The 25699-nt window shown below is 39.7% G+C and carries 21 protein-coding genes and 1 pseudogene; 17 read left to right on the top strand and 5 right to left on the bottom strand.

The window, feature by feature from the left end; translation table 11 throughout:
• Positions 1-61 precede the first annotated feature (61 nt).
• The 4 genes and pseudogenes from O0V13_RS09045 (at position 62) to O0V13_RS09030 (ending at position 4722) form a co-directional block, all read left to right on the top strand.
• A pseudogene (locus O0V13_RS09045) lies at positions 62-417 on the top strand (XRE family transcriptional regulator).
• Between the two features lie 479 nt (positions 418-896).
• Positions 897-1130, top strand: a complete 234-nt coding sequence (locus O0V13_RS09040; RefSeq protein ID WP_268034659.1) for a hypothetical protein — start codon at positions 897-899, stop codon at positions 1128-1130.
• 31 nt (positions 1131-1161) lie between these two features.
• Complete coding sequence (locus tag O0V13_RS09035) at positions 1162-1566, top strand: DUF6266 family protein (protein ID WP_268034658.1); 405 nt, start codon at positions 1162-1164, stop codon at positions 1564-1566.
• A 519-nt stretch (positions 1567-2085) separates the two neighbouring features.
• Positions 2086-4722 carry an eCIS core domain-containing protein gene (locus tag O0V13_RS09030; RefSeq protein ID WP_268034657.1) on the top strand — a complete coding sequence of 879 codons (2637 nt, stop codon included), beginning with the start codon at positions 2086-2088 and terminating at the stop codon, positions 4720-4722.
• Positions 4723-4896: 174 nt separating this feature from the next.
• On the opposite strand, the gene greB is transcribed toward O0V13_RS09030, so the two are convergent.
• The gene (greB, locus tag O0V13_RS09025) at positions 4897-5409 is read right to left on the bottom strand and encodes a transcription elongation factor GreB (RefSeq protein WP_268034656.1); all 513 of its coding nucleotides are present in this window, start codon (positions 5407-5409) and stop codon (positions 4897-4899) included.
• Positions 5410-5613: 204 nt separating this feature from the next.
• On the opposite strand from greB, the gene O0V13_RS09020 reads away from it, so the two are divergent.
• The 6 genes from O0V13_RS09020 (at position 5614) to O0V13_RS08995 (ending at position 11456) form a co-directional block, all read left to right on the top strand.
• Positions 5614-6447, top strand: coding sequence for a sugar phosphate isomerase/epimerase family protein (locus tag O0V13_RS09020; protein ID WP_268034655.1), 834 nt, complete (start codon positions 5614-5616; stop codon positions 6445-6447).
• 514 nt (positions 6448-6961) lie between these two features.
• Entirely contained in the window at positions 6962-7534 is a 573-nt protein-coding gene (locus tag O0V13_RS09015; RefSeq protein WP_268034654.1) for an HdeD family acid-resistance protein, read from the top strand.
• Between the two features lie 56 nt (positions 7535-7590).
• Positions 7591-8397 carry a metallophosphoesterase family protein gene (locus O0V13_RS09010; protein ID WP_268034653.1) on the top strand — a complete coding sequence of 269 codons (807 nt, stop codon included), beginning with the start codon at positions 7591-7593 and terminating at the stop codon, positions 8395-8397.
• Between the two features lie 86 nt (positions 8398-8483).
• Positions 8484-9374 carry a tetratricopeptide repeat protein gene (locus O0V13_RS09005; RefSeq protein ID WP_268034652.1) on the top strand — a complete coding sequence of 297 codons (891 nt, stop codon included), beginning with the start codon at positions 8484-8486 and terminating at the stop codon, positions 9372-9374.
• Positions 9375-9431: 57 nt separating this feature from the next.
• The gene (locus O0V13_RS09000; RefSeq protein ID WP_268034651.1) at positions 9432-10886 is read left to right on the top strand and encodes a serine hydrolase domain-containing protein; all 1455 of its coding nucleotides are present in this window, start codon (positions 9432-9434) and stop codon (positions 10884-10886) included.
• A 90-nt stretch (positions 10887-10976) separates the two neighbouring features.
• The gene (locus O0V13_RS08995; RefSeq protein ID WP_268034650.1) at positions 10977-11456 is read left to right on the top strand and encodes a DUF5362 family protein; all 480 of its coding nucleotides are present in this window, start codon (positions 10977-10979) and stop codon (positions 11454-11456) included.
• 56 nt (positions 11457-11512) lie between these two features.
• Here O0V13_RS08995 and katG read toward each other — a convergent pair whose 3' ends face one another.
• Positions 11513-13735, bottom strand: a complete 2223-nt coding sequence (gene katG, locus O0V13_RS08990; RefSeq protein WP_268034649.1) for a catalase/peroxidase HPI — start codon at positions 13733-13735, stop codon at positions 11513-11515.
• Between the two features lie 283 nt (positions 13736-14018).
• Between katG and O0V13_RS08985 the strand changes: the two genes are divergently transcribed.
• The 7 genes from O0V13_RS08985 (at position 14019) to O0V13_RS08955 (ending at position 21032) form a co-directional block, all read left to right on the top strand.
• Complete coding sequence (locus tag O0V13_RS08985) at positions 14019-14786, top strand: hypothetical protein (RefSeq protein WP_268034648.1); 768 nt, start codon at positions 14019-14021, stop codon at positions 14784-14786.
• 143 nt (positions 14787-14929) lie between these two features.
• Positions 14930-16261, top strand: coding sequence for a GntP family permease (locus O0V13_RS08980; protein ID WP_268034647.1), 1332 nt, complete (start codon positions 14930-14932; stop codon positions 16259-16261).
• Positions 16262-16342: 81 nt separating this feature from the next.
• The gene (locus O0V13_RS08975) at positions 16343-17557 is read left to right on the top strand and encodes an RNA methylase (RefSeq protein WP_268034646.1); all 1215 of its coding nucleotides are present in this window, start codon (positions 16343-16345) and stop codon (positions 17555-17557) included.
• A 105-nt stretch (positions 17558-17662) separates the two neighbouring features.
• Positions 17663-17950 carry a hypothetical protein gene (locus O0V13_RS08970; RefSeq protein ID WP_268034645.1) on the top strand — a complete coding sequence of 96 codons (288 nt, stop codon included), beginning with the start codon at positions 17663-17665 and terminating at the stop codon, positions 17948-17950.
• A 109-nt stretch (positions 17951-18059) separates the two neighbouring features.
• Complete coding sequence (locus O0V13_RS08965) at positions 18060-18653, top strand: dihydrofolate reductase family protein (RefSeq protein WP_268034644.1); 594 nt, start codon at positions 18060-18062, stop codon at positions 18651-18653.
• 98 nt (positions 18654-18751) lie between these two features.
• Complete coding sequence (locus O0V13_RS08960; RefSeq protein ID WP_268034643.1) at positions 18752-19822, top strand: glycoside hydrolase family protein; 1071 nt, start codon at positions 18752-18754, stop codon at positions 19820-19822.
• A 154-nt stretch (positions 19823-19976) separates the two neighbouring features.
• Positions 19977-21032, top strand: a complete 1056-nt coding sequence (locus O0V13_RS08955; protein WP_268034642.1) for an alpha/beta fold hydrolase — start codon at positions 19977-19979, stop codon at positions 21030-21032.
• A gap of 10 nt (positions 21033-21042) precedes the next feature.
• On the opposite strand, the gene O0V13_RS08950 is transcribed toward O0V13_RS08955, so the two are convergent.
• From O0V13_RS08950 to O0V13_RS08940, 3 genes are all read right to left on the bottom strand, one after another.
• The gene (locus tag O0V13_RS08950; protein WP_268034641.1) at positions 21043-21789 is read right to left on the bottom strand and encodes an SDR family NAD(P)-dependent oxidoreductase; all 747 of its coding nucleotides are present in this window, start codon (positions 21787-21789) and stop codon (positions 21043-21045) included.
• A 73-nt stretch (positions 21790-21862) separates the two neighbouring features.
• A complete protein-coding gene (locus tag O0V13_RS08945; protein ID WP_268034640.1) occupies positions 21863-22933 on the bottom strand; it encodes a sugar phosphate isomerase/epimerase family protein in 1071 nt (356 codons plus the stop codon).
• The gene (locus O0V13_RS08940; protein WP_268034639.1) at positions 22930-25473 is read right to left on the bottom strand and encodes a DUF7133 domain-containing protein; all 2544 of its coding nucleotides are present in this window, start codon (positions 25471-25473) and stop codon (positions 22930-22932) included. Before O0V13_RS08940 ends, O0V13_RS08945 begins: the two co-directional genes overlap by 4 nt.
• Positions 25474-25699: the final 226 nt, after the last annotated feature.

Genomic DNA, 25699 nt, shown 5'->3' with positions numbered 1-25699 from the left:
ATTTGGGCTAAAGCCCAGCCAACAAATTTCCCAAGGCAGAAATATCAAACGCTTTCGTGAAATGCTGGGTATCAAACAGGAAGCATTAGCCTTTGAACTGGGTGAAGACTGGAATCAAAAGAAAACCTCTCTTTTGGAACAGAAAGAAGAAATAGAAGCTAGCCTGTTAAGCCAAATTGCTGAAGTATTGAAACTTCCTGTAGAGGCTTTCCAAAATTTCGAAGAGGAACAAGCCGTAAATATTATTTCAAATACTTTCCATAATGGATCAATAGGTTATCAGAAAAATGATAACTGTACTTCCACCCTATTGATAAAATCATACAACTTCACGAGGAGAAAATTGCCCTATACGAGCGCATGCTCAAGGAAAAGGAGGAGATGATGCAACGATTGGAAAAATTGATCGGAAAGTAGAATATCCGCTTACTATTTGCCATTCTCCAAGTAAAACCGGCACAAATCCTAAAGGGTTTTATGTCGAAGGCTAGCTATTCAGCCATCCAGGGAGTTACCAGTTTTTAACCAAGAGCTTTTCTGAAAAAACAAGCACATGTTTATAGAAAATTGGTATAAGCGATGGTTTGAAAAAAACTCATGACAAGATCATTTGTCGGTTCTGGAAGAATATTGATTCCAGAAACCCCTTCTTTCCCTATCCTGATAAAGTTAGCTTCTATTCATCCATGCTCCACTACCATATGCAGATCTAGGTATCATCAGGTGGATTCAATCCATACCATGACAAATCCAAAATCAATCAAAATGCAATCATTAAACAATAATTGATTGCTCAAACAATGAACAATCATTAGCATTAATTAAATTTTTATTTGATTTATTTTATAGTTACATCGAAATGAACTATATTCCTCTGTAAACCAAATATTAGGAGAATGGCTAGAGTGATAAGTTCATTTTTGGAAGGAGTATCAGGAAGTATAGGAGAACTGGTCATTTATAAAGTAGGAGGAAAAACCTATATCCGTAAAAAGCCCGGAAAACAAAGCAAGGCTACCAAAGCAAAAACCTCCGAAAGAAATCGCCACTCGCAGTCGGTCAATACCCAAACCCATAGATTCCTGAAAAACATCACTCCTAATTCTACGTTTTGGCTATCAAAACTATGAGGATGGCGCTAGAAAAGCCTATCATGCGGCCGTGTCCTATACTATGAAAAACTCCTTTAAGTTTGAAGCCAATGCTGCTTCAAAAGTACTGGATATCAGTTTGGTAAAAGTGAGTAGGGGAAATCTTCTAGGGCCTCAAGAACCTAAAGTGGAACGGGTACCTGAAGGAGTTAAATTCTCTTGGGAAGATAATTCCTGGCAGGCTTCAGCAAGCCCTAATGATCCAGTTTTTGTCTTCCTCCTAGCGATAGATGGAATTCTTAGCGGTTCTGTATGGGAATTTTTCGGGAATATCAGAGAAAAAGGAAGCCATATCCTTCCTGTTCCAAATTTTACATCCGACAAGAAATGGCATGCCTGGATCGCCTTTAGCCAAGCAAATCCCTGGACTAAAAAAAGGGAATTGTCAGATTCAGTTTATCTGGGGATAGTGTGATGTTTAATTACTCCTTTCTTGGCTATGGTCCGTGAAGAAACAGACCTTGGCAAAGGAAAATTGATTAGTCAGGACAGCATCCAAGGTGTAGACCAAGGTAGAGGGAGATTTTTATCATTAATTTTTAATATATTAAACTACATTTTGTTCAGACCCAATAAAAACCATTTTTATCAGAATTGAGGTATTTGAAAAAAATGCAAAAGTTCTAGTGGATTTTGCTTTTGGTAATTAGCTCAATAATAGCTTTGGAGCTCATCTTTTTAGAGCAGGACCGACTTAAGATATTCAAGAATTATTGGGTCATAAATCAAGAAAAGCTAATGTCCCTATACTTTCCGAGAATTACTTTTATAAGTCAAAAAAGCTCTAAAAGATGATGATCTCCACATGATGATCATTAAAAAATAAATCCTTCAAAGGTATATATACTGAATGAATTTGGACATGGATAATGACAAACGAGTATAATAATTAACAAGTTATTGGCAATTGACCAAACCTTGAAAAGTAGAAAATATGAATACTCACGCTGACACTACACAGGACAACAAAAGTCAATCGGTTGCAAATGATGTTTCTCAAAAGCAAATTAGCGGTGAGTCTACTTTTCAGTTTGTTGATAATAGACCTGAGGCTCTTGCACAAAGAAAAATTCAAGAGATAGCAAAAAACAGCCCACAAGCCAAACAAGTAGCTCAATTACAAGAAATGGCTGACTACCATTCTGCCCATCAACCAAAACTTATACAGAAAAAAGAAAATAATACGGGTTTACCCGACAATTTGAAATCTGGAATAGAAAACCTTTCGGGTTTCTCCATGGATGATGTAAAAGTTCATTACAACTCTAATAAACCAGCTCAACTACAAGCATACGCTTTTGCAAAAGGAACTGATATACATCTTGCATCCGGACAGGAAAAACATTTACCTCATGAAGCTTGGCATGTTGTACAGCAAAAGCAAGGAATAGTAAAACCTACCATGCAGTTGAAGGGTAAGATAAATGTGAATGAAGATGCTGGGTTGGAGAAGGAGGCGGATTTAATGGGGGAAAAAGCTTTAGGCTTGGACAAAAACAATTCTTTAAAAGGAAATAGGGTCGGAGGCTCATCTTCAGCTATTCAATTGAAACCAACAGGCACTTCTATTTCTAGAGCAGTTATACAGCGTGTCACAACACAAATTTTACCGGACGCTGAAGATGGAAAAATTGGAGGAATTGCAATTGTCGGCCGACCACCTAATACTTTTTCAGGAAGTATGGGCGATCATACCACTGCCTTCACTGCGATAGCTTCGGGACTTGAAAATCAACTTACGGGAAAAAGCATAGTTGATGCCTCCACTCTATTGGCCAAATTAGTACACCAACTTTATCAGCTCCCCGGAATAGAACTACGGGATAATTTGCCTGAGGAACATAAAACAAAACTCAACAAAGCACTGGAAATAGTACATGGTTACGTCGATGATTTTCGAAGATTTCGCAAATCGAAACAACAAAACCAGGCTGGCATTTTCAATAATCCTGTGGAAAATGAAGACGAATACGAGTTTTCTGCGGAGCTTGTTACCCACATGCAGGGTTGGGTGGATGCTTACCTGGAAGCACGCGAACTGGTACCCCTGAGTACCATCAATACTAAAGCAATTGGTGCTGCCTTGGCTGGAAAAGGAAAAGGAGAATCAGCCAACGCTCTTATTAAATCTGAAAAGGATGGGGATTTTAATTACGAAAGTGTAATTAAGGCTGCTATAGGCTTGTTTGACGCACGATCAGCTGCCGTGGTCTGTTTGCTAAATAATCAAGAAGAATTGAACAAGATTGCACCCGGAGTTCATGACGAATTATCCTTTGAATTCAAGCGTAACATGCTGGTCATGCAACACATTAGAACCCTCTTTTCACTATATCCCAACACAATGAAACTACTGGATCAGCAGGATGGCATCAGTGAGTTGGGAAAAAATTTGCATCAAAATGTAAATATAAAGGCTGAGGAAACAATAAATGGAGGGCAAGAACAGAAAAAATCTCAGAAAAGAGGTAAACGTGCTCAAAAGGAAGGGAAGCGTTACTTGACCACAGCTATTTCCGTTGATGAAAACAACATAATTAAAGAAATCAAATTCGGTGGGAGGGGCACTTCTCCTTACAGTAACACCATGGGTGCCCATACCACCGCTTGGACAGTGCTTACGGATGTATTTTACTCAGAGTTGGTTGGCTTATCACTTCCAATGGCTACTGAAAAGATCTGGGATATTTCCGAGAAAGCCTATGATGACCTAAAGAAGATGTCATCATTATTTCAAGCCGATGAAAAACAAATTCACCGGATACAATTTGCTTTAGGTGAATTTGCTCGTAGCCAAGAACTGCTTATCGAGCTGACGGAAATGAATAGATATTATGAAGACCTGCAGGTAAATGACCAAAGTCAATCTGGTGAAACAATGATCGAAGAAGATTTGAATTTTGATGTTCAAGGGCAGAAAGATGAGGAAAATAGTGTTGAAATGGTTGATATGCAAGAAGACCAATCGTCTCAGGAGGATATGAGCATGGATGAAATAACGCTGTACAGCCCTTGGGAACAGCTGCTTATAATGCAGGAGGCGATTAATCATATTCTCAATCTCCAAAACCTCACCCCGGGAGCAAGCTTGTTCGTTGGAAACGTAAATGCAGCTAGAGAGGGAAGTTACCGGGGTATCCTGCTTGATTTTTTAGACCAACAGACGGACGGGAATATCACATTTCCCCAAAAGGAAATTCAGAAAGCCATTATGGGTCTTCTCGACCTTAAAGGCTTGGACCAACATCTTAAAACCACCAAAGAGAATCTTAGAAACAGAAAAAAATATATTTACGAAGAGGGAAATGATAAAATGTTAGATGGTGAAGATATTTCATCAGAATATTATGAAGAGATGAAAATTTCGGAACCTACTGGATACGATTTTAACAATTCCCTGATTCAATTACTTTTACATCATTTTGAAATGATAAAGAAAGCATATCCTGGTGCTTTGGAATATTCCAATCTTGATAAATTGGACCCAGATCAATTGTATCAACTGTCGTTGAAATATAGTGAGGAAAAGGGATTTGAACCTGATGAAGAAATTGACGAAGAAAATTATTGATACTTTTTATTTGGCTCCTTAAAGGTTACAAATAACCTACCTATTTCCCCAGTAGGCGTTTTTGAAAAACAATTCTTTATAAAAAGAAAACCCGCGAGATGATCCTGGGAGGAATTCAGTTATTTCCCTGAGGATCATGCCGACAACACCTTAATCCATAGCCTTGTCCTCCCCCTATTTCTTGTACTCGATATTCCTGATCTTCCAAGTCATTAGCCCGTTGGGGGTTTGGACGATAGCCTCCTCACCTACTTCCTTCTTCAGCAAGGCCTGAGCCATCGGTGAATCGATGGAGATATAATCTCTCCGTTGAATTATCTCCTCCCCTCCCACAACGCGAAGGCGAATTTTATGTCCCTTGGCATTTTCGATCTCTACCCAAGCTCCAAACATGACTTTTCCTTCCTGAAAAGGAGCATAGGAAATCACTTTCAGATCATCGACACATTTTCGCAGATAGTGCACCCTCTTGTCTATTTCCCTCAGGCGCTTTTTATTGTAATGGTAGTCGGCATTTTCCGAACGATCGCCTAGGCTTGCCGCCCAAGCCACTTTTTGGGTTGTTTCTGGACGCTCTACCTTCCAGAGATGATCCAGTTCTTCCTTCAGCTTTTCCAGTCCCTCGGGGGTGATCCACATGGTTTTCATATCGGTAATTGAGTTTTTTGGGCCGGCAAGTTTAAGCATTCAATGTCCGAAATTCAAAAATAATAGTTGTATGTGTCTCAATTAAGCGGTTTTGAAAATTCAATTAAAACGATCCATGGGTACACGGATCATGGTGGGCCCGCTCTAATCAAAGCAAACGATTCCGCAGTATTTGGCAAAGGCAATAACTTCTCTTTGCTTTGCTTTTGCTAAATTGAAATCAAGAATTCCAAAAATAAAAACATGAAATCAACCTTATTGACCCTTTTATTAGTCTTTTCTCTGATTGTTTGCAAGGCTCAGGAAACCAGACCCGGACCACAGCTTCCGCCAGAAACAGGTGAAACATTCAAAGTTGGGATTGCTGGTTACACCTTTGCGAGATTTGAGCTCGGCAAGGCACTAGAAACATTGAAAGCCTTGGACGTGCATTACTTATGCATCAAAGATTTTCATTTGCCAATGAATAGCACCGATGCTGAAATTGCAGCTTTTCATGAAAAGCTAAAAGCTCATGATGTGACGGGATATGCTGTTGGACCTATTTACATGAAAACCCAGGAGGAAGTTGACAGAGCTTTTGACTATGCAAAAAGAGTCGGTGTAAAGCTGATTGTGGGAGTGCCTAATGTGGAGCTGCTTCCTTATGTCAATGAGAAGGTAAAAGAATATGACTTCAAGTTTGCGATCCATTTGCATGGCCCAGATATCGCAATCTACCAAGATGCTGACGATGTTTGGAATCATACCAAAGATTTGGATCCTCGAATGGGAATGTGCTTAGACATAGGACACGATACCAGAAATGGAAAAGATCCTGTGGCAGATATGGAAAAATATCACAGCCGCGTGTTTGACATGCACATCAAGGACGTGACCGGACCAACCAAATTGGGCTATTCTCTTGAAGTAGGACGTGGAATAATTGATTTCCCTGCCATGGTAAGCATGATCAGAAAAGTAGGTTACACTGGCGTTTGTAGTCTCGAACACGAGCGAAATATGGATAATCCGTTTATGGGAATTGCTGAATCTCTAGGCTACTTCCGTGGTGTAATAGAAACTACGAAAGAATAAAGTTTTTAGCCTTTCTTTAATAAGGTCCAAGTCGGAAGGCTTGGACCTTTCTTTTTGCAGTTTTAGAAGGATTGATTTTAGCAAATCAAGAGATTTGGGGTTTTGGAGTCTTAATCTTTTTCCAACATCCAAAATCTAAATCATTTCAAAATTTGCACATAACTCAAAATTGGTGGTGCGCAGGGAGGTCGCAGCCGCGGGGTGCGGGTAGGCTTTGTGCGGTGGAAGCTTAGCTGCGACTAGGCCTTTTCGTACTTTTGGGCCATGCCAAAAGTACAACCAATAAGAAGGAGAAAAAGTGTGATTGCCTTATAAAAATGGTATCTCAAATTCCCTTGATTAAAGTTACTAGTTGAGAAACTTATTCAAAGGTTTGAATTGAATCAAAACTCCTTTCTATCAAACTAAAAGAGAATTTTTGTTTGTTCTCTCCCTCATTGTGCGTAATTTTTAGTCAACCAACTTTTATATTCCTTAATTACCTTCTTTTCCCTATCACTTAAATTCTTTCACCATGCCAAATGAAATTTTAAAAACAATCAAAAGCTCCATTAAAAACTGGTATTTACAGTTGCTAATTGGAATCCTATTTATTGCTGTAGGTGTGTACACCTTCATGTCTCCTGGAGCAGCCTACCTTTCTTTAGCTATCTTATTTAGTATTTCCTTTTTCATCTCGGGACTCTCTGACATCATCTTCTCATTTTCTAACAAGGACGAACTTGACAATTGGGGTTGGATGCTAGCTTTAGGCATTCTGACATTCGTCACAGGAATTATTCTAATGATCCATCCAGAAATCTCTATGGTTACCATTCCATTTATCATTGGTTTTCTATTTATGTTTCGCTCAGTCGCTGGGATCGGTATTGCCTTGGATATGAAAAGCTATGGAATAAAAGAATGGGGATGGATGATGGCATTTGGTATCCTGGGAATGATATTCTCATTTATCATGATTTGGAACCCAATATTTGCCGGAATGACATTGGTTGTCCTAACTGGAATGGTCATGCTAATAATAGGATTCTTCCATGTAATGCTGGGTTTTAGATTGAAGAAATTAAAAGGAAAGCTTGACCTTTAATTAACATGTCTTTGGCTGAGAATATGTAATTTCCATTCTCAGCCAAATTTTCAACTATGCAGCGCAGACCCTTTCTACAGAAAATCACATTATTGAGTTCATCTTTAATGACTATGCCTTTTATGCTTTATGGGAAAATGGATTTTCCCAAAACCACCAAACTTAAATTTATCACTGCTTCAGACGGGCACTGGGGACAACCAGACACAGACTTTCATTCATCGCATAGAAACTTGATAGAGGCCATCAATCAGGAAAAAGATGTGGATTTCGTAGTCATCAACGGGGATTTGACTCATGACAATGCAGATTTGATTCCTGAGGTAAAAGGTGTTTTTGAGCAGTTCAAAGCTCCTTTTTATATGACTCGAGGAAATCACGATCATATGACAGATGCGGCTTTCCTAGAGACTGTGGGGTATCCCGTAAATCATTCCTTTCAGGTCAAAGATGAGTTTGGTGTAGTTCTGCTCAATTGCTCCAACACTAAAGGAGAATATCTTTGCGTCGACATGGACATTGCTCAACAGAAATTGGAGGAGTTTTCAAGTCTTCCCCATGTTTTTGTTTTCGTACATATTTCCCAAAATGACTGGACCAGACATGGGATAGATTGCAGGCCATTTTTGGATTTGCTAGCCTCCTACCCTAACGTTCGTGCTACATTCCATGGACATGATCATGATGTGGATGGCATTATGCTTTACAAAAAGAAACCTTTCCTTTGGTCAGGTCACTTCGGGGGCTCTTGGGGAAACCCTTTCCCCTCTTACCGTGTTGTTGAAGTTGGTGAAGATGGCAAGGCTGTAACTTATTTGAAAACAATCAAAGAGGGTATGATTTTGAATGGAAATAACCTTTAATTGAAATTTGGCTAGAAGGTATTGTATATACCCCAAAACAAACTTATCTTCAATGAGTTACATTTTTTCAGTTTTCCTAAATGCGTATGAGTAAACATTTACAATTTAAACTATTTTTAGTATTTGGGCTATTGGTATTTCTAGCAAAAGAAGGGATTTGCCAATCTCAAAAAACGAAGCCTGATTTCGAGCAAAGTCTTTTGGATGCAAGGATGTCATTTCATCGTACCTACTATGAAAAAGCATCCACGCTTTTTGATCAATTAATTCAGGTAAAAGAAGACCATGCATTGACCCATGCATATATGGCACTGGTCGATTTTATGCTTTACAAAGACCCGAGTCTTCATATCGAAAGGGCTCTGACTCTAACCGACGAATCAGATCCTAATAATTCAATTACACTGGCCTTATGCAGCTTTGCCAGTGGAGATTACTGGGGATGTGAAAGCAATATCAAGGAATTCCTGATAAAGGACCCAGAAAATCAATTTGGAAGTCATCTCTTGGCTATGACCTTGATAGCCATGGATCGGGCTGAGGAGGGAAAAAGTACTTTGATTGACCTGCTTCAAAGAAATAAAGAATACTTTCCTGCATACAATCACATGGGCTATGCCTGTCTGAAACTCAATCAAAAGGAAGAAGCGATTCAGGCATTTGAAACTTTCCTGCAAAAAGACTCCTTAAATCCCAGCGCTTATGATTCCTATGCGGAAGCTTGGTTTGAAAGCGGAAATACTGAAAAAGCCATTGCCTGCCTCAATAAGGCAGTAAAACTCGATCCCTATTTCGCCTATGGCTGGAATCATATGGGAGATATCTATTATCAAATAGGAAAAACTGAGGATGCTATTCATGCATTCGAACAAGGGAAAAAGGTAGCCAAATATTACGGTCCGGAATTTACCCAATCACTGGATCAGAAATTGGAAGACTTGAAGAAAGAGTACAAAATCGGAAAAGCTGAAAAATAAGGTTTGAATAAGAACCTTCCTCATTTTTCTTAAATTCAGACTAGATTCTACCTTAGTATGAAAAAACCAGAAATCCTTCTCCTCATTTCCCTGATGATTATTAGTTCTTGCCAAAAGCAGTCCGAAGCCACATTGGGAGAGGAGATTATTCAAATTGAGAATGGATTATTAACACCTTATCGATCTTCTTCAGATTCCATTTCATCTTTTAATATTTATGATAGAATGGACTTTTACCATGTTCCGGGTGTCAGTATAGCTGTGGTGCAAAATGGTGAAACCAAATGGGCAAAAGGCTATGGGATAGCGGATACGGAAACAGGATTAGAAGTCAATCCAACAACCCTTTTTCAAGCTGGGTCGATCAGTAAACCGGTGGCGGCTTTGGGAGCTTTAAAACTCATGGAGCAAGGAAAATTGGATTTGGATCAAAATGTAAATGACTATCTGCAAGGATACCAAGTTCCTGAAAATGAATTTACTTCAGAGCAAAAAGTCACTGTGAGAAGGCTATTGACCCATTCAGCAGGAACCACCGTCCACGGTTTCCCGGGCTATTCACAAAATGATACATTCCCCTCTGTCATCGAAGTGCTTCAAGGAGAAGGAAATACTCCAATAGTCTTAGTAGACACGATTCCGGGAAGCATATGGAGGTATTCTGGAGGCGGATATACGATCATGGAAAAAGTAGTCGAGGATATTTCTGGACGGCCTTTAGAAGTGTTCTTGGAGGAGCAGATTTTGAAGCCGATGGGTATGACAAACAGCACATACCAGCAGCCTTTGGGAGAAAAATGGCAATCAAATGCAAGCGCAGCTTACAATCGACAAGGCGAAATCATTGAAGGAAAATGGCATAATTACCCGGAACAGGCAGCTGCAGGACTTTGGACAACACCTTCCGATTTGGCAAAATATTGCATAGAAATCCAAAACATCAAAGCAGGTAAAATAGATGGGGTCTTGAAGCAAGAAACTGTAGAGGCAATGCTCAGCAAGCATTTAAACGATTGGGGTTTAGGCCCAGGATTGACTGGAGAGGGAGAATCCTTACTTTTCCGGCATGGAGGAAAGAACGCGGGCTTTTCAAATAATATGGTTGCCTTTGCCAATAGCGGTGAGGCAGTCATCATCATGACCAATGCAGATCAGGGAGTAAACCTTATGGCAGAAATCTTAAGATCGATTTCTACTTATTATGATTGGGGGATTGACGAGCAGAAAGTAATAGAAACCATCCCATTGCCCAAAGAGCATATTCAGGAATATCTGGGCACATATTTGTTGGATCAGCAAGTTTCTGGCATTGGAGACTATTACATCGAGGTAGAAATCATTGATGGTAAATTCCAGGTGACAGATCCAAACAATGGCGAAATCAATATTTTAAGCGCTTTGACCCAAGACAACTATTTCGATCTATCCTCGGGAGCTGAGGTTACTCTTGAAAAAGATGGAGAAGACCTAAAAATAATATTTGATCAACAATTTACTTTTTACAAGCAATAAGACAGATTTTTTTTAGAAGGTATTTAGCATTACACTTAAAATATCTTTATTGGCAACTAATCATTTTTCAATAAACTTGTCAATCAAACTATGGAAGAGAATAACACCTTTCAGGAAGAAACACCATTCAAAAAACCATCATTAACAATTCCAGACACTTCTCTCCCACTACTGGCCGAAACAGGAAGATGGGGAAATTTCTTGGCGATTTTGGGATTTATCGGAACAGGCTTAATGGTTCTGGTCGGATTATTTGCCGGATCAATTTTCTCTTCCTTAGGAAGTGAATTTAGCAACAATCCATTCAGTGGTGGAATGGGCATCTTTATGGGCTTATTCTACGCCTTAATTGGTCTGGTTTATTTCTTCCCATCCTTGTACTTGTATCGCTTCTCTGACAAAATCAAAAAAGCAATTATCCAAAGAGATTCCGATGTCTTGGCATCTGCACTTGAAAATCAAAAATCACTTTACAAATTCATGGGGGTTTTCTGCATAGTATCCATTGGATTGTATGTCTTGATTTTTGTTTTTGCAATGATTGGAGGAGCTATAGGAGCGATGATGTAAACGAAAAAAGCCCCGAATTGCTTCGGGGCCTTTAAGGTATATTCTAAACTGATTATTTAAGCTAGATCAAAACGATCTAGGTTCATCACTTTCTCCCAGGCTTTCACGAAATCCTTCACGAATTTTTCCTTGGAGTCTGAACTCGCATAAACTTCTGCATAAGATCTAAGTTCTGGATGAGAGCCGAATACTAAATCAACTCTAGTTCCTGTCCATTTCAAGGCTCCGGTTTCTCGGTCTTTACCTTCGAAGTATTCTTTGGTCTCATCGGTGGCACTCCAAACAGTTCCCATGTCCAATAGATTGGTAAAGAAATCATTGGTCAATGATCCTGGAGTCTCGGTCAACACACCTGATTTAGAGCCATTGAAATTCGCGCCCATCGCTCTCATGCCACCAACTAACACCGTCATTTCTGGCGGAGATAGAGTAAGCAATTGTGCTTTGTCGATCAAAAGACTTTCGGTAGAAGCTGTAGTTTTTCCTTTTAGATAGTTTCTGAATCCATCAGCTACTGGCTCCAAGAAACCAAACAATTCTACATCTGTTTGCTCTTGAGTAGCATCTACTCGACCTTTGGTAAATCCAACAGTCACATCTACACCAGCATTCTTCGCAGCTGTTTCCACACCTACATTTCCTGCCAATACTATTAAGTCTGCCAAAGAAACTTTTTTACCTGATTGATTTGCATTGTACTCAGATTGGATTTGCTCCAAGGTGTCCAATACTTTGCTCAATTGAGTCGGATTATTTACTTCCCAGAATTTCTGAGGGGCCAATCGGATTCTTGCACCGTTTGCTCCACCTCTTTTATCAGAACCTCTGAATGTAGAAGCAGAAGCCCAAGCTGTAGTGACCAATTCAGAAACAGAAAGCCCTGAAGCTGCAATTTTTGATTTCAAAGACTTAATATCCTGATCCTCGATAGCATCATAATCAGCTGTTGGAAGAGGATCTTGCCATACCAAATCTTCTGCGGGCACTTCTGGTCCCAAATATCTGGATTTAGGTCCCATATCACGGTGAACCAGCTTAAACCAAGCTCTTGCGAAAGCATCAGCAAACTCATCTGGGTTTTCGTAGAATCTTCTGGAGATTTTCTCATACGCCGGATCAAACCTCAATGACAAATCCGTAGTCAACATGGAAGGTGCAATTTTGCCACCCAAATCTGCTGTAGGAACTGTTCCAGAACCTGCCCCATTTTTAGGTTTCCACTGATGTGCTCCTGCTGGGCTTTTGGTCAATTCCCAATCATATTCGAATAAGTGTGTAAAGAAGTCATTGCTCCACTGAGTAGGCTTGGTAGTCCAAGTCACCTCAAGGCCAGATGTAATGGCATCTACCCCAACACCTGATTTATAACTGTTTTTCCAACCGAATCCCTGCAATTCCAAATCAGCCGCCTCTGGCTCTGGTCCAACATGATCTTCAACTGTTGATGCACCATGAGTTTTTCCAAAGGTATGCCCCCCAGCGATCAACGCCACCGTCTCTTCATCATTCATACCCATGTTTCCAAAGGTCTTTCTAATAGATTTGGCTGCAAGCACAGGATCAGGGTTCGCGTCAGGACCTTCAGGATTTACATAAATCAGCCCCATTTCGGTTGCACCGAGTGGATTTGCTAATGTTTCAGGGTTTCTATGAGATCCTACCCACTCTTTTTCATCACCCCAATAGATATCTCTGTCAGCTTCCCAGACATCAGCACGGCCACCTCCGAATCCAAAAGTCTTGAAACCCATAGATTCCAAAGCAACGTTTCCTGTTAAAATCATCAAATCTGCCCATGAAATCTTGCTGCCATATTTTTGCTTGATCGGCCAAAGCAATCTTCTTGCCTTATCCAAGCTGACATTGTCTGGCCAAGAGTTCAAAGGAGCAAATCTTTGCTGACCTCTACCTCCACCACCTCGTCCATCTTGCTGACGGTATGTACCTGCACTATGCCATGCCATACGGATAAAGAATGGTCCATAATGACCAAAATCTGCAGGCCACCAATCTTTAGAGTCGGTCATCAGATCAGTCAGATCCTTTTTCAAACCTTCGTAATCAATACTTTCAAAAGCTTTGGCATAATCGAAGCCAGTGCCCATAGGGTCAACCAAAGACGAATGTTGTCTTAAAATATCCAAGGAAAGGTGCTTTGGCCACCAGTCTTTATTCTGGGTGCCTTCTACACTGATTTTTTCCTGCTCTAATGTTCCATTATGAAAAGGGCATTTGCTGATGTCTCCATTTCCATTGTGATCAAAAGCTTTGTCTGACATAATCTTGTGTTATTTATAAATGGTTAAGGTTAATTTCTGAAACCAATTTACCTAAAAGTTTTTAGATAAAAATATTTTTTCGATTGATAAAAACTATGACTCTTGTCATTTTTTAATGAGGTCTCAATCCTTTCTTAAGGTACAAAAGATGCGACTTGAGGTCAACAAAACAGGAAAGATTCATAGAAGCTTAAAATCAGACATTCAATCTTGAAATCTTCCTGCTTTCACTTATATTCAGATTAATTTTAAACCTCCTAATAGCCTAGAATTCAAAACTTAGATGTTTCTTTTCTTTAAAAAAATCAAGAAAAAACTTATCGCAGAAAATCGAATCAAAAACTACCTGGTCTATGCCTTAGGTGAAATTGTATTGGTTGTGCTTGGTATTCTTATTGCCCTTTGGATCAACAATAGCAGCCAATACTATCAGCTTCGTAAAAAGGAACAAACCTACCTCATGGGCTTAGAAAAGGAGTTCCTTATCACACAACAGAAGCTCGATACCCTTATAAAAATCAATCAAAAAAACATTCAAGGAGCCCAGGAAATCATACAGGCCATGGATCAAAGGCCTATTAATATTTCTGAAAGGAAATTTTCCAATTTGCTGTATCAAGCTTTAGCTTTTGATATATCCTTGAATTCAAATAATTCACTTTTGACAGAAATCATCAATTCGGGGAGTTTGAAAGACATCACCAACCAGGAATTGAAACAATCCCTCACCACTTGGATGGCAACATTGGAGGATATTAAGCAGCAGGAAAGAGATCAAGAAGATCAGAGACAAACTTTGTTAGACTTTTTTAAATCCGATCAATACAGCTTAAAAACAATTTTAAATGAAGTTGGAGTACTTGAAAGCAATCAAGAAAGAAGTCCAGGTGAAAACCGAAACAATATGGATCTCTTGAATTCTGTTGCCTTCGAGAACGCATTATTGCTATTTATATTTTCTGCTGAAGGAACAGATCAATCTCATTACCTGCCTTTAAAGGAAGACATTGAAAAAATCTTAATGCTTATCCGTCAAGAAATAAAAGAATAAGCCAATCTCCTTTTCAAAACAAAACTTTCTTCCTAACCACTTGAATTAAAGCTCTTTTTTATTTCGCATTTTTAGGTAATTTTTAGCTAATTGATTGAACCACTATCGGATTTCAATTTTTTATAAATACTCAAAAACCCAAAATGCTGACTATTTTCCTGATTCTAATTGTGCTGGCTATGATCCTGCTGGCCATAGTTAAATTTGACATCCATCCATTTCTGGCTCTTTTTGGAGGCGCTATTTTATATGGACTTTTATCGGGAATGTCTCCTAAATTAATTCTTCAATCAATTTCTGATGGTTTCGGAGGAGTTTTAGGCTCAGTGGGGCTTTTAATTATTCTCGGAGTCATGCTGGGGACTTTTTTGGAAAAAACCGGCGGAGCTATTGTCATCGCAGAAAAAATCCTCTCTTGGATTGGAAAGAAAGCCGTAAATCTCACTATGATGTTGGGAGGCTATATCCTTTCTATTCCTGTTTTTGGAGATTCTACTATCATTATGATGAATCCAATTGCCAAGTCCTTGGCATTGAAAAGTAATCGATCCTATGCAGGAACTATGATTGCGCTGTCTTTAGGAGCTATGTGCTCTCACTCTTTGGTTCCTCCTACTCCTGGACCGATTGCCACGGCGGGGATTCTTGGTGCTGACCTAGGTCAAATGATTTTCTTTGGTTTCATTGTTTCTCTTTTGACCTTGATCCCGGGCTATATTTTTGTCAATAAGTTCGTTTCGAAAATTCCTTTAACTCCAAAATTATCCACTTCAGAGGAAAGCCTCAACAGAAAGCATTATCCGACAGCTTTCCGCTCATTTCTTCCGATAATACTTCCTTTGGTGCTAATCATTTTAGCTTCTGTAGCCAATTATCCCACCAAACCTTTGGGAGAAGGATCTTGGATCAAAGTAATCGAGTTTATAGGAGCTCCAGTCATCGCACTTCTGATAGGAGCTATCCTTTCTTTCACTTTACCTCATAAATTTGATAAAAAGATGCTGTCCTCCTCTGGCTGGGTTGGTGAAGCTTTATTGATTGCAGCACCGGTTATTTTCATTACAGGATCTGGGGCAGTCTTTGGAAAAATGCTTCAAAACTCAGGAATTGGTGATATGATCAGTAGCGGGATGAAAGAAGCCAATTGGGGTATTTTTCTACCTTTCTTGATAGCCTTCACTTTAAAAACTGCTCAAGGATCTACCACTGTGGCCATGATTACAACTGCTTCTATTGTCGCGCCATTACTTGGACCTTTAGGACTGGATTCAGAGACTATGAAGGTATTGACGGCCTTGTCATGTGGAGCGGGAGCCGTGGCGATTTCTCATGCAAATGACAGCGGCTTTTGGGTAGTTACCCAACTTTCTGGTATGACGATCAAGCAAGGAAATCAATCTCATAGCTTAGGGACACTTATTATGGGAACTGCCGCAATCTTGATCATTTATGTAATCAGTTTGATTGTGGGATAGTCAAATCCAAATCTTATATTCACATAAGTTGCCTATTATAGGGATTAGCAGGCATTTTTTAAATCACCTTTCCAAATCCAAATGAAAAATCAAATCTGGGAAAAGCTATATCATGAATCCTCCTCATTGACTAGACCGGTAATGGCAGAAGGACTAATTCCTGAAAATCAAATAGAGGAATTCAAATCCCTTCTCTTATCAATCATCCGAGAATTTCTTAGAAAAGGGGATCTGCATCTGGGACTAAAAACCTATATCGACAATATTCAACGTCAGGAAATCCCAGAAATCATGGCTTCAAAACTTCCTCAACAAGACGAGACCTTAGAAAACTGGGCCTATTCAATTTTTGGAGATCAAAAATTTGGAGTTATTCTGAACTATTTGGAAGACTATAGCAATGAATTTTCTGAAAAAGTGGCCATTTTGATTAAGCCGCTTTTAGAAAAAGCTGGTTTACCATTGGAAGGGATTTCCTTCCTCTTTTTCATGGGAAATTATGGATTCACTCCTTTTGGAATCCATAAAGAAAATGTAGGAGAAGAAGGGGTATTGTTCCATTTAGGACCAGGCGAAAAGCAATTTTATACTTGGGACAAGCCTGAATACAATGTCATTGAGCATAATTCGCAAATATTCCGCAACATAGATGAAATGCTTCCTGAAAGTGTTTCCCATAATCTAAAGCCAGGGAATGCAATGTTTATTCCTCATCAAGTTTTTCATGTTGCCGATACCCCTGAGTTTTCGATCAGCTTTGTGATGGATTATATCAATCCTCCTATGGATAGATTTGAAAATGAATTACTGAAGGCAGCGAATGAAGAAAATATTATCCTCCAGAACAACTATCAAAGTCCTTTAAAATCATCAAGTAAACCTACCGAATGGAGTCAAAATCTAAATCAAGATTCTCTTCAAAAAAAGCTCGAAATCGCATTGCGAAGACATATTCTAAGTTTAAAAAGTAATGGAGGAATCAAAAGAAAATCAAAAATCAACAATTCTGCCCACCTTCCAAACGGTAACTTTTTGATAATAGGAAAATCAATCTTTCCTATTCAATATGATAAACAACTAGATGGAGGCTTTTTGCTTTTTGCCAGAGGTCATAGGATCAAATCTAAGGATCATCCCAAACTCTCTCTAATCATTCATAGGCTTAATAATGGAGAATCCTTTGACCTAAATACCATTCAAAATCTATTGCTTCCTGATTGGGATATGGTTGACATTTTTAGCCTAATTGCAGAATTACACAAGACAGAAACTATTGAAATTCAGCCGAAAAAATAAAAAGAGACTTTAAAGACTTAAAATCGACTTTCTTAGTCAATTCAATTTTTAGTAGTTAAATTTATTAAAAACGAAAGGTGATTTTTTTACTAAAACCCAAAAGCCATGATTATCCAAACAATCCGATTCAAATCTGCACTAGAAAAAATAGCTGTGGTTAAAGCCGCTATTCAAAGAGAAAAAGAAATGCTATTAGTTCCGGGACTCATGCAAAAATATTACGTTAAGCCAGAAGAGAATGGCAATTATTCTGGAATTTTCGTCTGGGATTCCTCTGACTCTATGAATACTTATTGGAAATCAGACCTAGCAACTAGATTTAAAAGAGACTACGGAGTTGATGGGGAGCCCGCATTATTTTCTGAGGAGGTACTTTTTCAACTTAGAGATTAATATCTACCATAGCAAAATTTGTCGCATTCCATCCGGCGGATTGACGGAAATCAGATCCCTAATTAGGCTTTATATTTTCGAGATTTGACATGAACCAAAGTCTAATAAAATGAGACAAATCACAGTAATTTCCATGATTACTTTGGATGGAGTGATCCAAGGTCCTGGTGGACCTGAGGAAGACAAGTCCAATGGATTCGAATGGGGAGGGTGGGCTGCAGGATATGATGATGAATTATCAGATAAAATTCTCATGGAGGAACTCAAACCAGCCTCTTATTTATTGGGAAGGAGAACTTTTGAAATCTGGGAAGCCTACTGGCCCAAACACGGAGAATACTGGCCTGCAATTAATGAAGGGATTAAATATGTTTTTTCAAATTCTCGGACCTCCTCTGACTGGCAAAACACCTTTTTCATCAACAGTGTAGAAGAAATCAAACAACTCAAAAAAACAGAGGGACTCCCAATACATGTCTGGGGAAGTGGGGAATTGATTCAATTACTCTTGGAGAATGACCTAGTAGACGAATTGAGACTGAAAATCTTCCCAATCACCTTGGGGAAAGGAAAAAAGCTTTTCCAAAATGGAGCAATTTCAGCCGCCTTTAACTTGAAAGAAAGCTTTACAAATACCAAAGGACTTGTGATTCTTAATCTTGAAAGAGCGGGGAAAGTAAAAACTGGAATTGCCGGAGCATAATTTATTCTCAAAACATCAGTTTTTTTGAGATTACCTTCATAATGGATTTGAATAATTAGGTCAATTGGTCTATTTTTCAATTTCTAATCCAAATACTAATGATCTCTAATAGACTCCTTTTCTCTCTTGGACTGTATTTCAGTTTATCAATTCATCTATTTGGGCAGGAAAAACCAAGCTCTTTTGCAGATCAATGGGAGTTTGTAGGAGTTGCAGTCGAAGAACCGGGATATACCATTTGGGGATCATCTCCTATTCTGGATGAAGATGGTAAAACACATCTTTTTGTGGCTCGATGGCCAGGTAACACCGTGGAGCCGGGATGGAGGACTCATAGCGAAATCGCTCATTATGTTTCCGATTCACCCGAAGGACCTTTTGTCTTTTCAGAAATAGCAGTAAAGGGTGATATTGAAGGATTAGGCATAAAGTCAATGGATGATCAAAAAGCCTTTGCTCCTCACAATCCAGCTATTCACAAAGTTGGAGGCCAATATGCGCTCTTTTACATTATGAATGATGGCATAGAGAAGCATCCTTCCAATCAGTACATCTGCCTTTCTGTATCCGAAAGCCTTTATGGCCCTTGGAAAAAAGTAGGTGAGGATGGGGTAATTTTAAAACCTTCAGAAAATGAAAACTATTGGACTCACAATGCCAGCAATGGAGTTAATAATCCTGCTTTCCTCCAACATCCAAACGGAGGTTTCTTTTTGTATTTCAAATCAGAAAAAGCAAAAATGGGTTTGGCTGTTGCCGAAAAACTGGAAGGCCCCTATGTTCAGTTACCTTTCCCTGTTTCAGCCAATGACAGAAATATCGAAGATGGGTATGCCTTTATTTATGATGGAAATTTTGCTCTTCTAACAACCGATAATCATGGAATCTTAGAAGAAGGTGGTGGTTTACTCTGGAAATCAAAAGATGGAATTCATTTCGATTCCTACGAAAAGGGCTTCCACAGAATCAATGATTACACCTCGGTAGATATGAACCAAGTTGCTGTCCACTATGGCTCCAAAAACAGGCCATATGCGAAGTTTGAAAGACCTCAAGTTTTACTCATCGACGGAAAACCAAAATACCTCTATGTAGCTGGTGGAACCCATATTTATGGAGGTCCTTTTACGGTTTCTTATGTTTTGAAAAACAAAAACACTGAGAAATAAACCTTGTGATCAATTCCATCATTTTGGAATCAACTCAATCAATACCTATATTTTAACACCTGAAAATCAATAACTTAAAATTAATCTCAACGAAGTTTTCATTCTTCAACCTTTGATTGTGATTGGTATCTTTTTTACTTGAAAGCTTAAAAAAATGAACCGACTTATTTTTCGCCTGTCTTTCCTATTAGCATCTCCATTCCTAGTTTCCGCTTGCTCAAATTCGAAGAAACTCCAATATCCGATTGAAAACATGGTGGAGGTAAATGGTCTGATGACTCATTACTTGGACTTTGGAGGAGAGGGAGCACCCATTATTTTATTGCATTCAGAAAGTTGGGATGCTACTACCTATAAAGACTTCGGGCCACTTTTGACAAGCAATAATCATGTTTACGCCATTACAAGGTCAGGATATGGCAAATCCGAAAAAGGGGATTACTCTGTGGAAGGGCAAGGAATTCACATTATTGCATTCGCAAATGAAATGAACATCGATCAAGCCATTTTTATGGGCAATTCATCCCAAACCTCGGAGCTCACCTATTTGGCTGAAAATTTCCCAGAGAGAGTTGCTGCATTAGTTTATTTTAGTGGCCTGGGAGGCTTTCCGATAGATGAATTATATGATGACCCAACCAATTCTTATGAAATGTTTGCCCGAGTTGGCCCGGCATCCAATGCTCAAGACAATGATAAATTCGCCATTAATTTGACTAGAAGGTCTTACAGGCCCAATTTCCTCCACTCAGATTCCGCAAAAATAAACATTGCCACATTGGCATTTAAACCTAATAAGGAGAACCACGGAATGATGCTTGGCCCACCTTCCCTATTATTTGCAGGATCAAGACTAATGGATTCTGTAAGAGCCAGTTTTCCTCCCTCCGGTTTAAAAGATTATTTGGACAAAGTAGCTATGGACTCGTCTTTCCGAAAGGAAATAATCAATGAAATCCAAGATCCGGAAGCAAAGGAATATTTTCTCCGATTGGACCAGGACACCGCATTTCAAAGAGAAGTTTATCAAACTCATTTTGACCTGATCTTGCCTGCCCTAGTAGAAGCCAGGGAAAGGCACCGAAATGCAATTGGTGAGAATTTAAGGCTGATCCAATTAGAAATTCCTGAGATCTCTGGCTACGAATACCGAGACAATCCGGATTTAATCATTGATCATATTTTGCAATTTCTGGAAAACCTAAACTGAACACTCCAAATTACCGAGCCGTCCAACCACCATCTACCGTGACCATGGAACCTACCAAATAAGTAGCCGCCGGAGAAGCAAGAAAAATGGCCACTCCCTGGATTTCTTTCAGCTCTCCCCATCGACCCAAGGCAGTAGCACCTACAATGAATTTCTTCCCCTCTTCAGTATCTGCAATAGGTGCATTCATTTCAGTCAAAAATGGTCCTGGGCAGATAGCATTCACATTGATATTCCAAGGGGAAAGCTCCAAACCCAATGCCTTGGTCATATTCACAATTGCTCCTTTACTAGCTGTATAAGGCGTTCTGTTAGCCAAACCAACCAATCCCAAAGTGCTGGCCAAGTTGATGATAGCACCGCTCTTTTGATTCTTCATTGTTGGAATCACCGCTTTGGAGGCCAACCAAGTTCCATTGACATTGATATCCATCACTTTTTTGAAATCCTCCTCAGATATTTCATCAATTGCACCTCTGATATTGATTCCAGCCGAGTTGATCAGTGTATCAATTCTTCCGAAAGTATCCAGCGCTTTTTGAGCCATGGCTTCCATATCCGAGCTTTTGGTGACGTCTCCTGCAAAACCGATAGCTTTCACCCCATATTCCTGAGCAATTTCAGTAGCGGCCTGTTTGCATTCTTCCTCATTTCTAGCAACTAACATGACATCTGCACCAGCCGATGCCAATCCTGCGGCCATGGCCAATCCCAATCCTTTGGAACCACCGGTAATGATGGCTGCTTTGCCTTTCATTGAAAAAAGTCCTATTCCGGGTAATTTGCTAAAATCAGTCATCTTATATCTTTTAAATATTCTTCAATTATATCTATTGGCTATTTGCCCACTGGATGCACTGGACTACATTTTTTTCCTCAAGATTCAATTTTTCTGAATCAGTTAAACCCGAAGTTTTTTGCAATCCACCAGAAAAGCTTTTCTTTTTGATCATGGCTAAATGTCTGGCAAAATCCCGGGCTTTAGGATTATCGAAAGTTCCCCAATAGCCATCTGTCAAGCAAGGAACTTTCAAGGGATCACGAGTGATCATTTCCAGTGAAAATGTAACCTGAGGATTATATTTTTTACACAAATCCATCCCCTTTTTCAAATCCACAATCCCTTCACCCAAAGGAACTTCGGAAAGTAGAAAACCATCCTCATATTCCTGAACTCCCATGTCTTTGATATGGGTTGAAAATGCATAAGGAGCTAAAGTTTCAATGACCTCATTGGGATCTTCGATCAGGGATACATTATTACCGAAATCTACCGTCGCTCCTACCCATTCCGAACCCAATTGCTTTAAAATTTCAGCCAATTCAGCAGCTTTCCAATCCTTATGGTTTTCGATAGCCAGCTTGATTTGATGTTTTCTGACTGTGGGTTCAGCTAGATGTAATGATTGAATAGCCCCCTTTTTGAAATCCATAAACTCCTGCCGAGAACTGAAATTTTCATAACGCCTTCCATTCAAACAAACCGAACGAACCACTGTGGCTCCAGCCTCTTTGGCAGCAAGAATATCAGCTTCAAATCGAGCAACATCTTCATTTGTTTTTGGAAGTCCGATGCTTCCCTCCAAATACATTCCTTTTCGCTCCCTCTCCTCTCTAACCTTTTTGCTAAAATCACTTTGCCAGCCATTGACCACAGTTTGTATCCCTCTGGCTCCAATTTCATGGCAATGGTTCATAAAGTCCAATGCATTCTGAAAAGCCGGAAATTCGGCACTTTGTAATCGCCCACTGGAACGCATCCCATAAGAATGAACTACTATTCCCAACTCATACCCTTTCATGAAATTGGGAATTTCAGGAAATGGAAAACTTAAGGATATTCCAGCAAGACTCGCTTTTTTCACAAATTCTCTTCTGCTATTCCAATTGGAGTTTTTCATGGATTGGTTTCATTTAGCGTTTTCATATGCTCAACCAATTCAGTGACAGACCAAGGATAAACTCTTCCTTGTGAGGAATGACGAATTCCCCCAATAGTTTGTCTCGTGATCGGGTCCGCTTGATTTCCCCATTCATTTCGGATATAGGTCAAAATCGCAGCGATATTTCCATCATCCATGGTCGAGTGAGAAGGCATTACCGGCAAAATCTCAGGTTCGTCATACACTTTTCCTCGTACCGTAATCGGCCCTTCTATTCCATGCAATAGAATCAAGGCTAATTGGCGCTCATCTCCCAACACCCATTCAGAACCTACCAAAGGAGGCCCCATATGATCAACCCCTTTTCCATTGCTTCCGTGACATCCAGCACAAGAAGCCAAAAACTTTTGCCTTCCAGACGCAAAAAGCTCCAAAGCATTTCCTTCTAAATTGTGTGATCCTGAAGCCATTGATTCTGGGGAATATCCTGGCCAAGAAAATAGCCTTTGAACTCTTGTCAACTGAAATGAATCAAGTCCAACAATCTCTTTTTTGAAGAAATCAGGTTTTTGAGTAAACTTAACCTTCCCCAGATTCTCTGAATCTGCAGCTTGAATGGACAAGCCTGCCAAGGCAATTTCACCTTTCCAATCCTGCTTATTTTCCTCAATCAAAGCCAAAAGCTTTAGGATTTCATTGGGCTCTTGATTCTTGATAATCGAAGCAGTTAGAGTTTCAATAAAAATTTCTCTATCTGGATTTGATTCCCCCCAATTTTGAACCAAATATTCCAAAAAGTCATACTCACGATTTTCTAAACCACTCATAATCGCATCCTTAAACAAGGCTTGATTTCCATATTTATTGAAAATGGAAGTCAATCCCGAAAATTGATCTTCCTCTACCAAAGTATAGGAAGAAAGTGCCATTTGCAGGGCCAAAACTTCAGAATCAGTACCACTATTCTTCTGGTAGAAATCTGCAAGCATCTGCCTCACTTTTGGATCAGAAGCAAATGGTTCCAGCAATCTCAACACATGGGCCTGAATCTGTTTATTGGGAGTTTCTAAGGCGGTAAGCAAAACACCCGCGCTCAGATACCCCATACCTTCCAAGGTATATAGGGAATGGGTTTTCACTAAAACCCCAGAATTTGGATCCATTGCAATTTCTTCTAATCTTTTAGCAACAGACTGCCCTCCTTTTTCCACTATCAATCGCTGGGCTTGCTCTCGATAATAAGCATCAGAATGCCCAAGGAAAATGATCAAATCTTCTGGGCTTTTTTGAGACAGTTTTTCAGCTTTTTGAGGTTTGGATCCTTTCGGGGCTACCCTCCAAATCCTTCCCATCTGAGCTGGTGCTTCTAAATGTCTTTCCAAGGTTTGCTCCGTTAAATAAGGAGTCATATAGGTCTCATGTTGAATAATCCCCTGGTACATATCTACGATATACAAAGCACCGTCAGGACCAACCGCCCCATAGACAGGTCGAAATCGCTCATCCGTAGAAGCCATAAATTCCCTACCTGGATTAGGGTCGTGAGCTTTCAATGTAGCCCCATCCTGAGTGACCACATTTCTTTTCACCAAATTCCCTGCACTTTCCATCACAAAGACATTTCCGTAATATTCCTCTGGAAAAAGCCTGCTTCGATACATCACTGGCCCTCCCGCAGAAGTGAATTCCAAAAGCCTTCCCAAGGAATCCAAAACTCCAGGAATATAACCTCGGTTTACCGCCAAAGTCTTTCTGATCGGATAAACTTTCCTATCGATAGTCAACCCATGATCAATCCCCGTACTTGGTTGATGATTCGAATTTCTTGTCAAGGAATTGGGCGGAACCAAATCCCCATGCAGCTGGGACCAATTGTAATTGTATAAAAGCCGACCCTGATCATCCTGGGAGATTCCCCATTGTCCACGAAACTCAGTCGTATCACGGATCCATTTTCCATTTTCATATCGATATCTCAATCGGGATTTGGCACTGTAATACCAGTTGTCCAGATTTCTCAACATACCATTATCCGTATGCTCGGGGTTGGCACTTGCAGCATAGGTTGAGTCCAAAAGGATCATACTATCAGCAATCCAGTCTCCATTTTTGGAATCCTCAGTTAACCAAAGGGACTGATTGGCAACTACAAGCGCTCCTCTACCAAAAGGTGTCACTGTACGCGGCATCACCAAACTATCCAGATAAACGGTTCTTTGATCCATTACCCCGTCTCCATCTCTATCTTCCAGAATCGTGATTCTCCCGATCGGATCAGGTTCTTCAGATCCTTCCATATCGGTCATATACCCTCTCATTTCCACAACCCACATCCGACCATCTTCATCAAATTGGATCATTACCGGGGATTCTACCATAGGCTCTGAGGCCACCAACTGGATATCAAACCCTTCATCTACTTGAAAATGTAACAATTCCTCATCTGGAGACCGAACTGGACTATCAGCTGTCTCGGGCAGGGGTTCTCTTGACTTTTCTTGACAAGACTGGAAAAAAACTAGTAGGAGAATAAGCTTCAGCCAATGGACTGTGCGCATAAGAAATTTGGAATTTTGGGTTCTATGCAATTAGAATTTATACTTCCTCACGAAAGCGCCATCAATAATAAACATATCACCCTCATTAACAAGAATTTATTTTTAAACGGAGAGTTTCCACTATTAATTATTGCAAAAAGAAAAATATAATCTGCTTCAACCCTGATTTGTTCATCAAAATAGATACCCATTTCCAAAAGGAATTGACTACTCAATTCTAGAAATC

Source organism: Algoriphagus sp. PAP.12 (assembly GCF_026652115.1).
In the GTDB taxonomy this organism is placed as follows: domain Bacteria; phylum Bacteroidota; class Bacteroidia; order Cytophagales; family Cyclobacteriaceae; genus Algoriphagus.
The sequence above is the reverse complement of the archived record's forward strand: the minus strand, read 5'-3'. Positions and strand labels throughout refer to the sequence as shown.

Bases quoted from the DNA above. Each gene is read 5' to 3' on its own strand.
- O0V13_RS09040 (WP_268034659.1), top strand. From the start codon at position 897: ATGGCTAGAGTGATAAGTTCATTTTTGGAAGGAGTATCAGGAAGTATA.
- O0V13_RS09030 (WP_268034657.1), top strand. From the start codon at position 2,086: ATGAATACTCACGCTGACACTACACAGGACAACAAAAGTCAATCGGTT.
- greB (WP_268034656.1), bottom strand. From the start codon at position 5,409: ATGCTTAAACTTGCCGGCCCAAAAAACTCAATTACCGATATGAAAACC.
- O0V13_RS09020 (WP_268034655.1), top strand. From the start codon at position 5,614: ATGAAATCAACCTTATTGACCCTTTTATTAGTCTTTTCTCTGATTGTT.
- O0V13_RS09015 (WP_268034654.1), top strand. From the start codon at position 6,962: ATGCCAAATGAAATTTTAAAAACAATCAAAAGCTCCATTAAAAACTGG.
- O0V13_RS09010 (WP_268034653.1), top strand. From the start codon at position 7,591: ATGCAGCGCAGACCCTTTCTACAGAAAATCACATTATTGAGTTCATCT.
- O0V13_RS09005 (WP_268034652.1), top strand. From the start codon at position 8,484: ATGAGTAAACATTTACAATTTAAACTATTTTTAGTATTTGGGCTATTG.
- O0V13_RS09000 (WP_268034651.1), top strand. From the start codon at position 9,432: ATGAAAAAACCAGAAATCCTTCTCCTCATTTCCCTGATGATTATTAGT.
- O0V13_RS08995 (WP_268034650.1), top strand. From the start codon at position 10,977: ATGGAAGAGAATAACACCTTTCAGGAAGAAACACCATTCAAAAAACCA.
- katG (WP_268034649.1), bottom strand. From the start codon at position 13,735: ATGTCAGACAAAGCTTTTGATCACAATGGAAATGGAGACATCAGCAAA.
- O0V13_RS08985 (WP_268034648.1), top strand. From the start codon at position 14,019: ATGTTTCTTTTCTTTAAAAAAATCAAGAAAAAACTTATCGCAGAAAAT.
- O0V13_RS08980 (WP_268034647.1), top strand. From the start codon at position 14,930: ATGCTGACTATTTTCCTGATTCTAATTGTGCTGGCTATGATCCTGCTG.
- O0V13_RS08975 (WP_268034646.1), top strand. From the start codon at position 16,343: ATGAAAAATCAAATCTGGGAAAAGCTATATCATGAATCCTCCTCATTG.
- O0V13_RS08970 (WP_268034645.1), top strand. From the start codon at position 17,663: ATGATTATCCAAACAATCCGATTCAAATCTGCACTAGAAAAAATAGCT.
- O0V13_RS08965 (WP_268034644.1), top strand. From the start codon at position 18,060: ATGAGACAAATCACAGTAATTTCCATGATTACTTTGGATGGAGTGATC.
- O0V13_RS08960 (WP_268034643.1), top strand. From the start codon at position 18,752: ATGATCTCTAATAGACTCCTTTTCTCTCTTGGACTGTATTTCAGTTTA.
- O0V13_RS08955 (WP_268034642.1), top strand. From the start codon at position 19,977: ATGAACCGACTTATTTTTCGCCTGTCTTTCCTATTAGCATCTCCATTC.
- O0V13_RS08950 (WP_268034641.1), bottom strand. From the start codon at position 21,789: ATGAAAGGCAAAGCAGCCATCATTACCGGTGGTTCCAAAGGATTGGGA.
- O0V13_RS08945 (WP_268034640.1), bottom strand. From the start codon at position 22,933: ATGAAAAACTCCAATTGGAATAGCAGAAGAGAATTTGTGAAAAAAGCG.
- O0V13_RS08940 (WP_268034639.1), bottom strand. From the start codon at position 25,473: ATGCGCACAGTCCATTGGCTGAAGCTTATTCTCCTACTAGTTTTTTTC.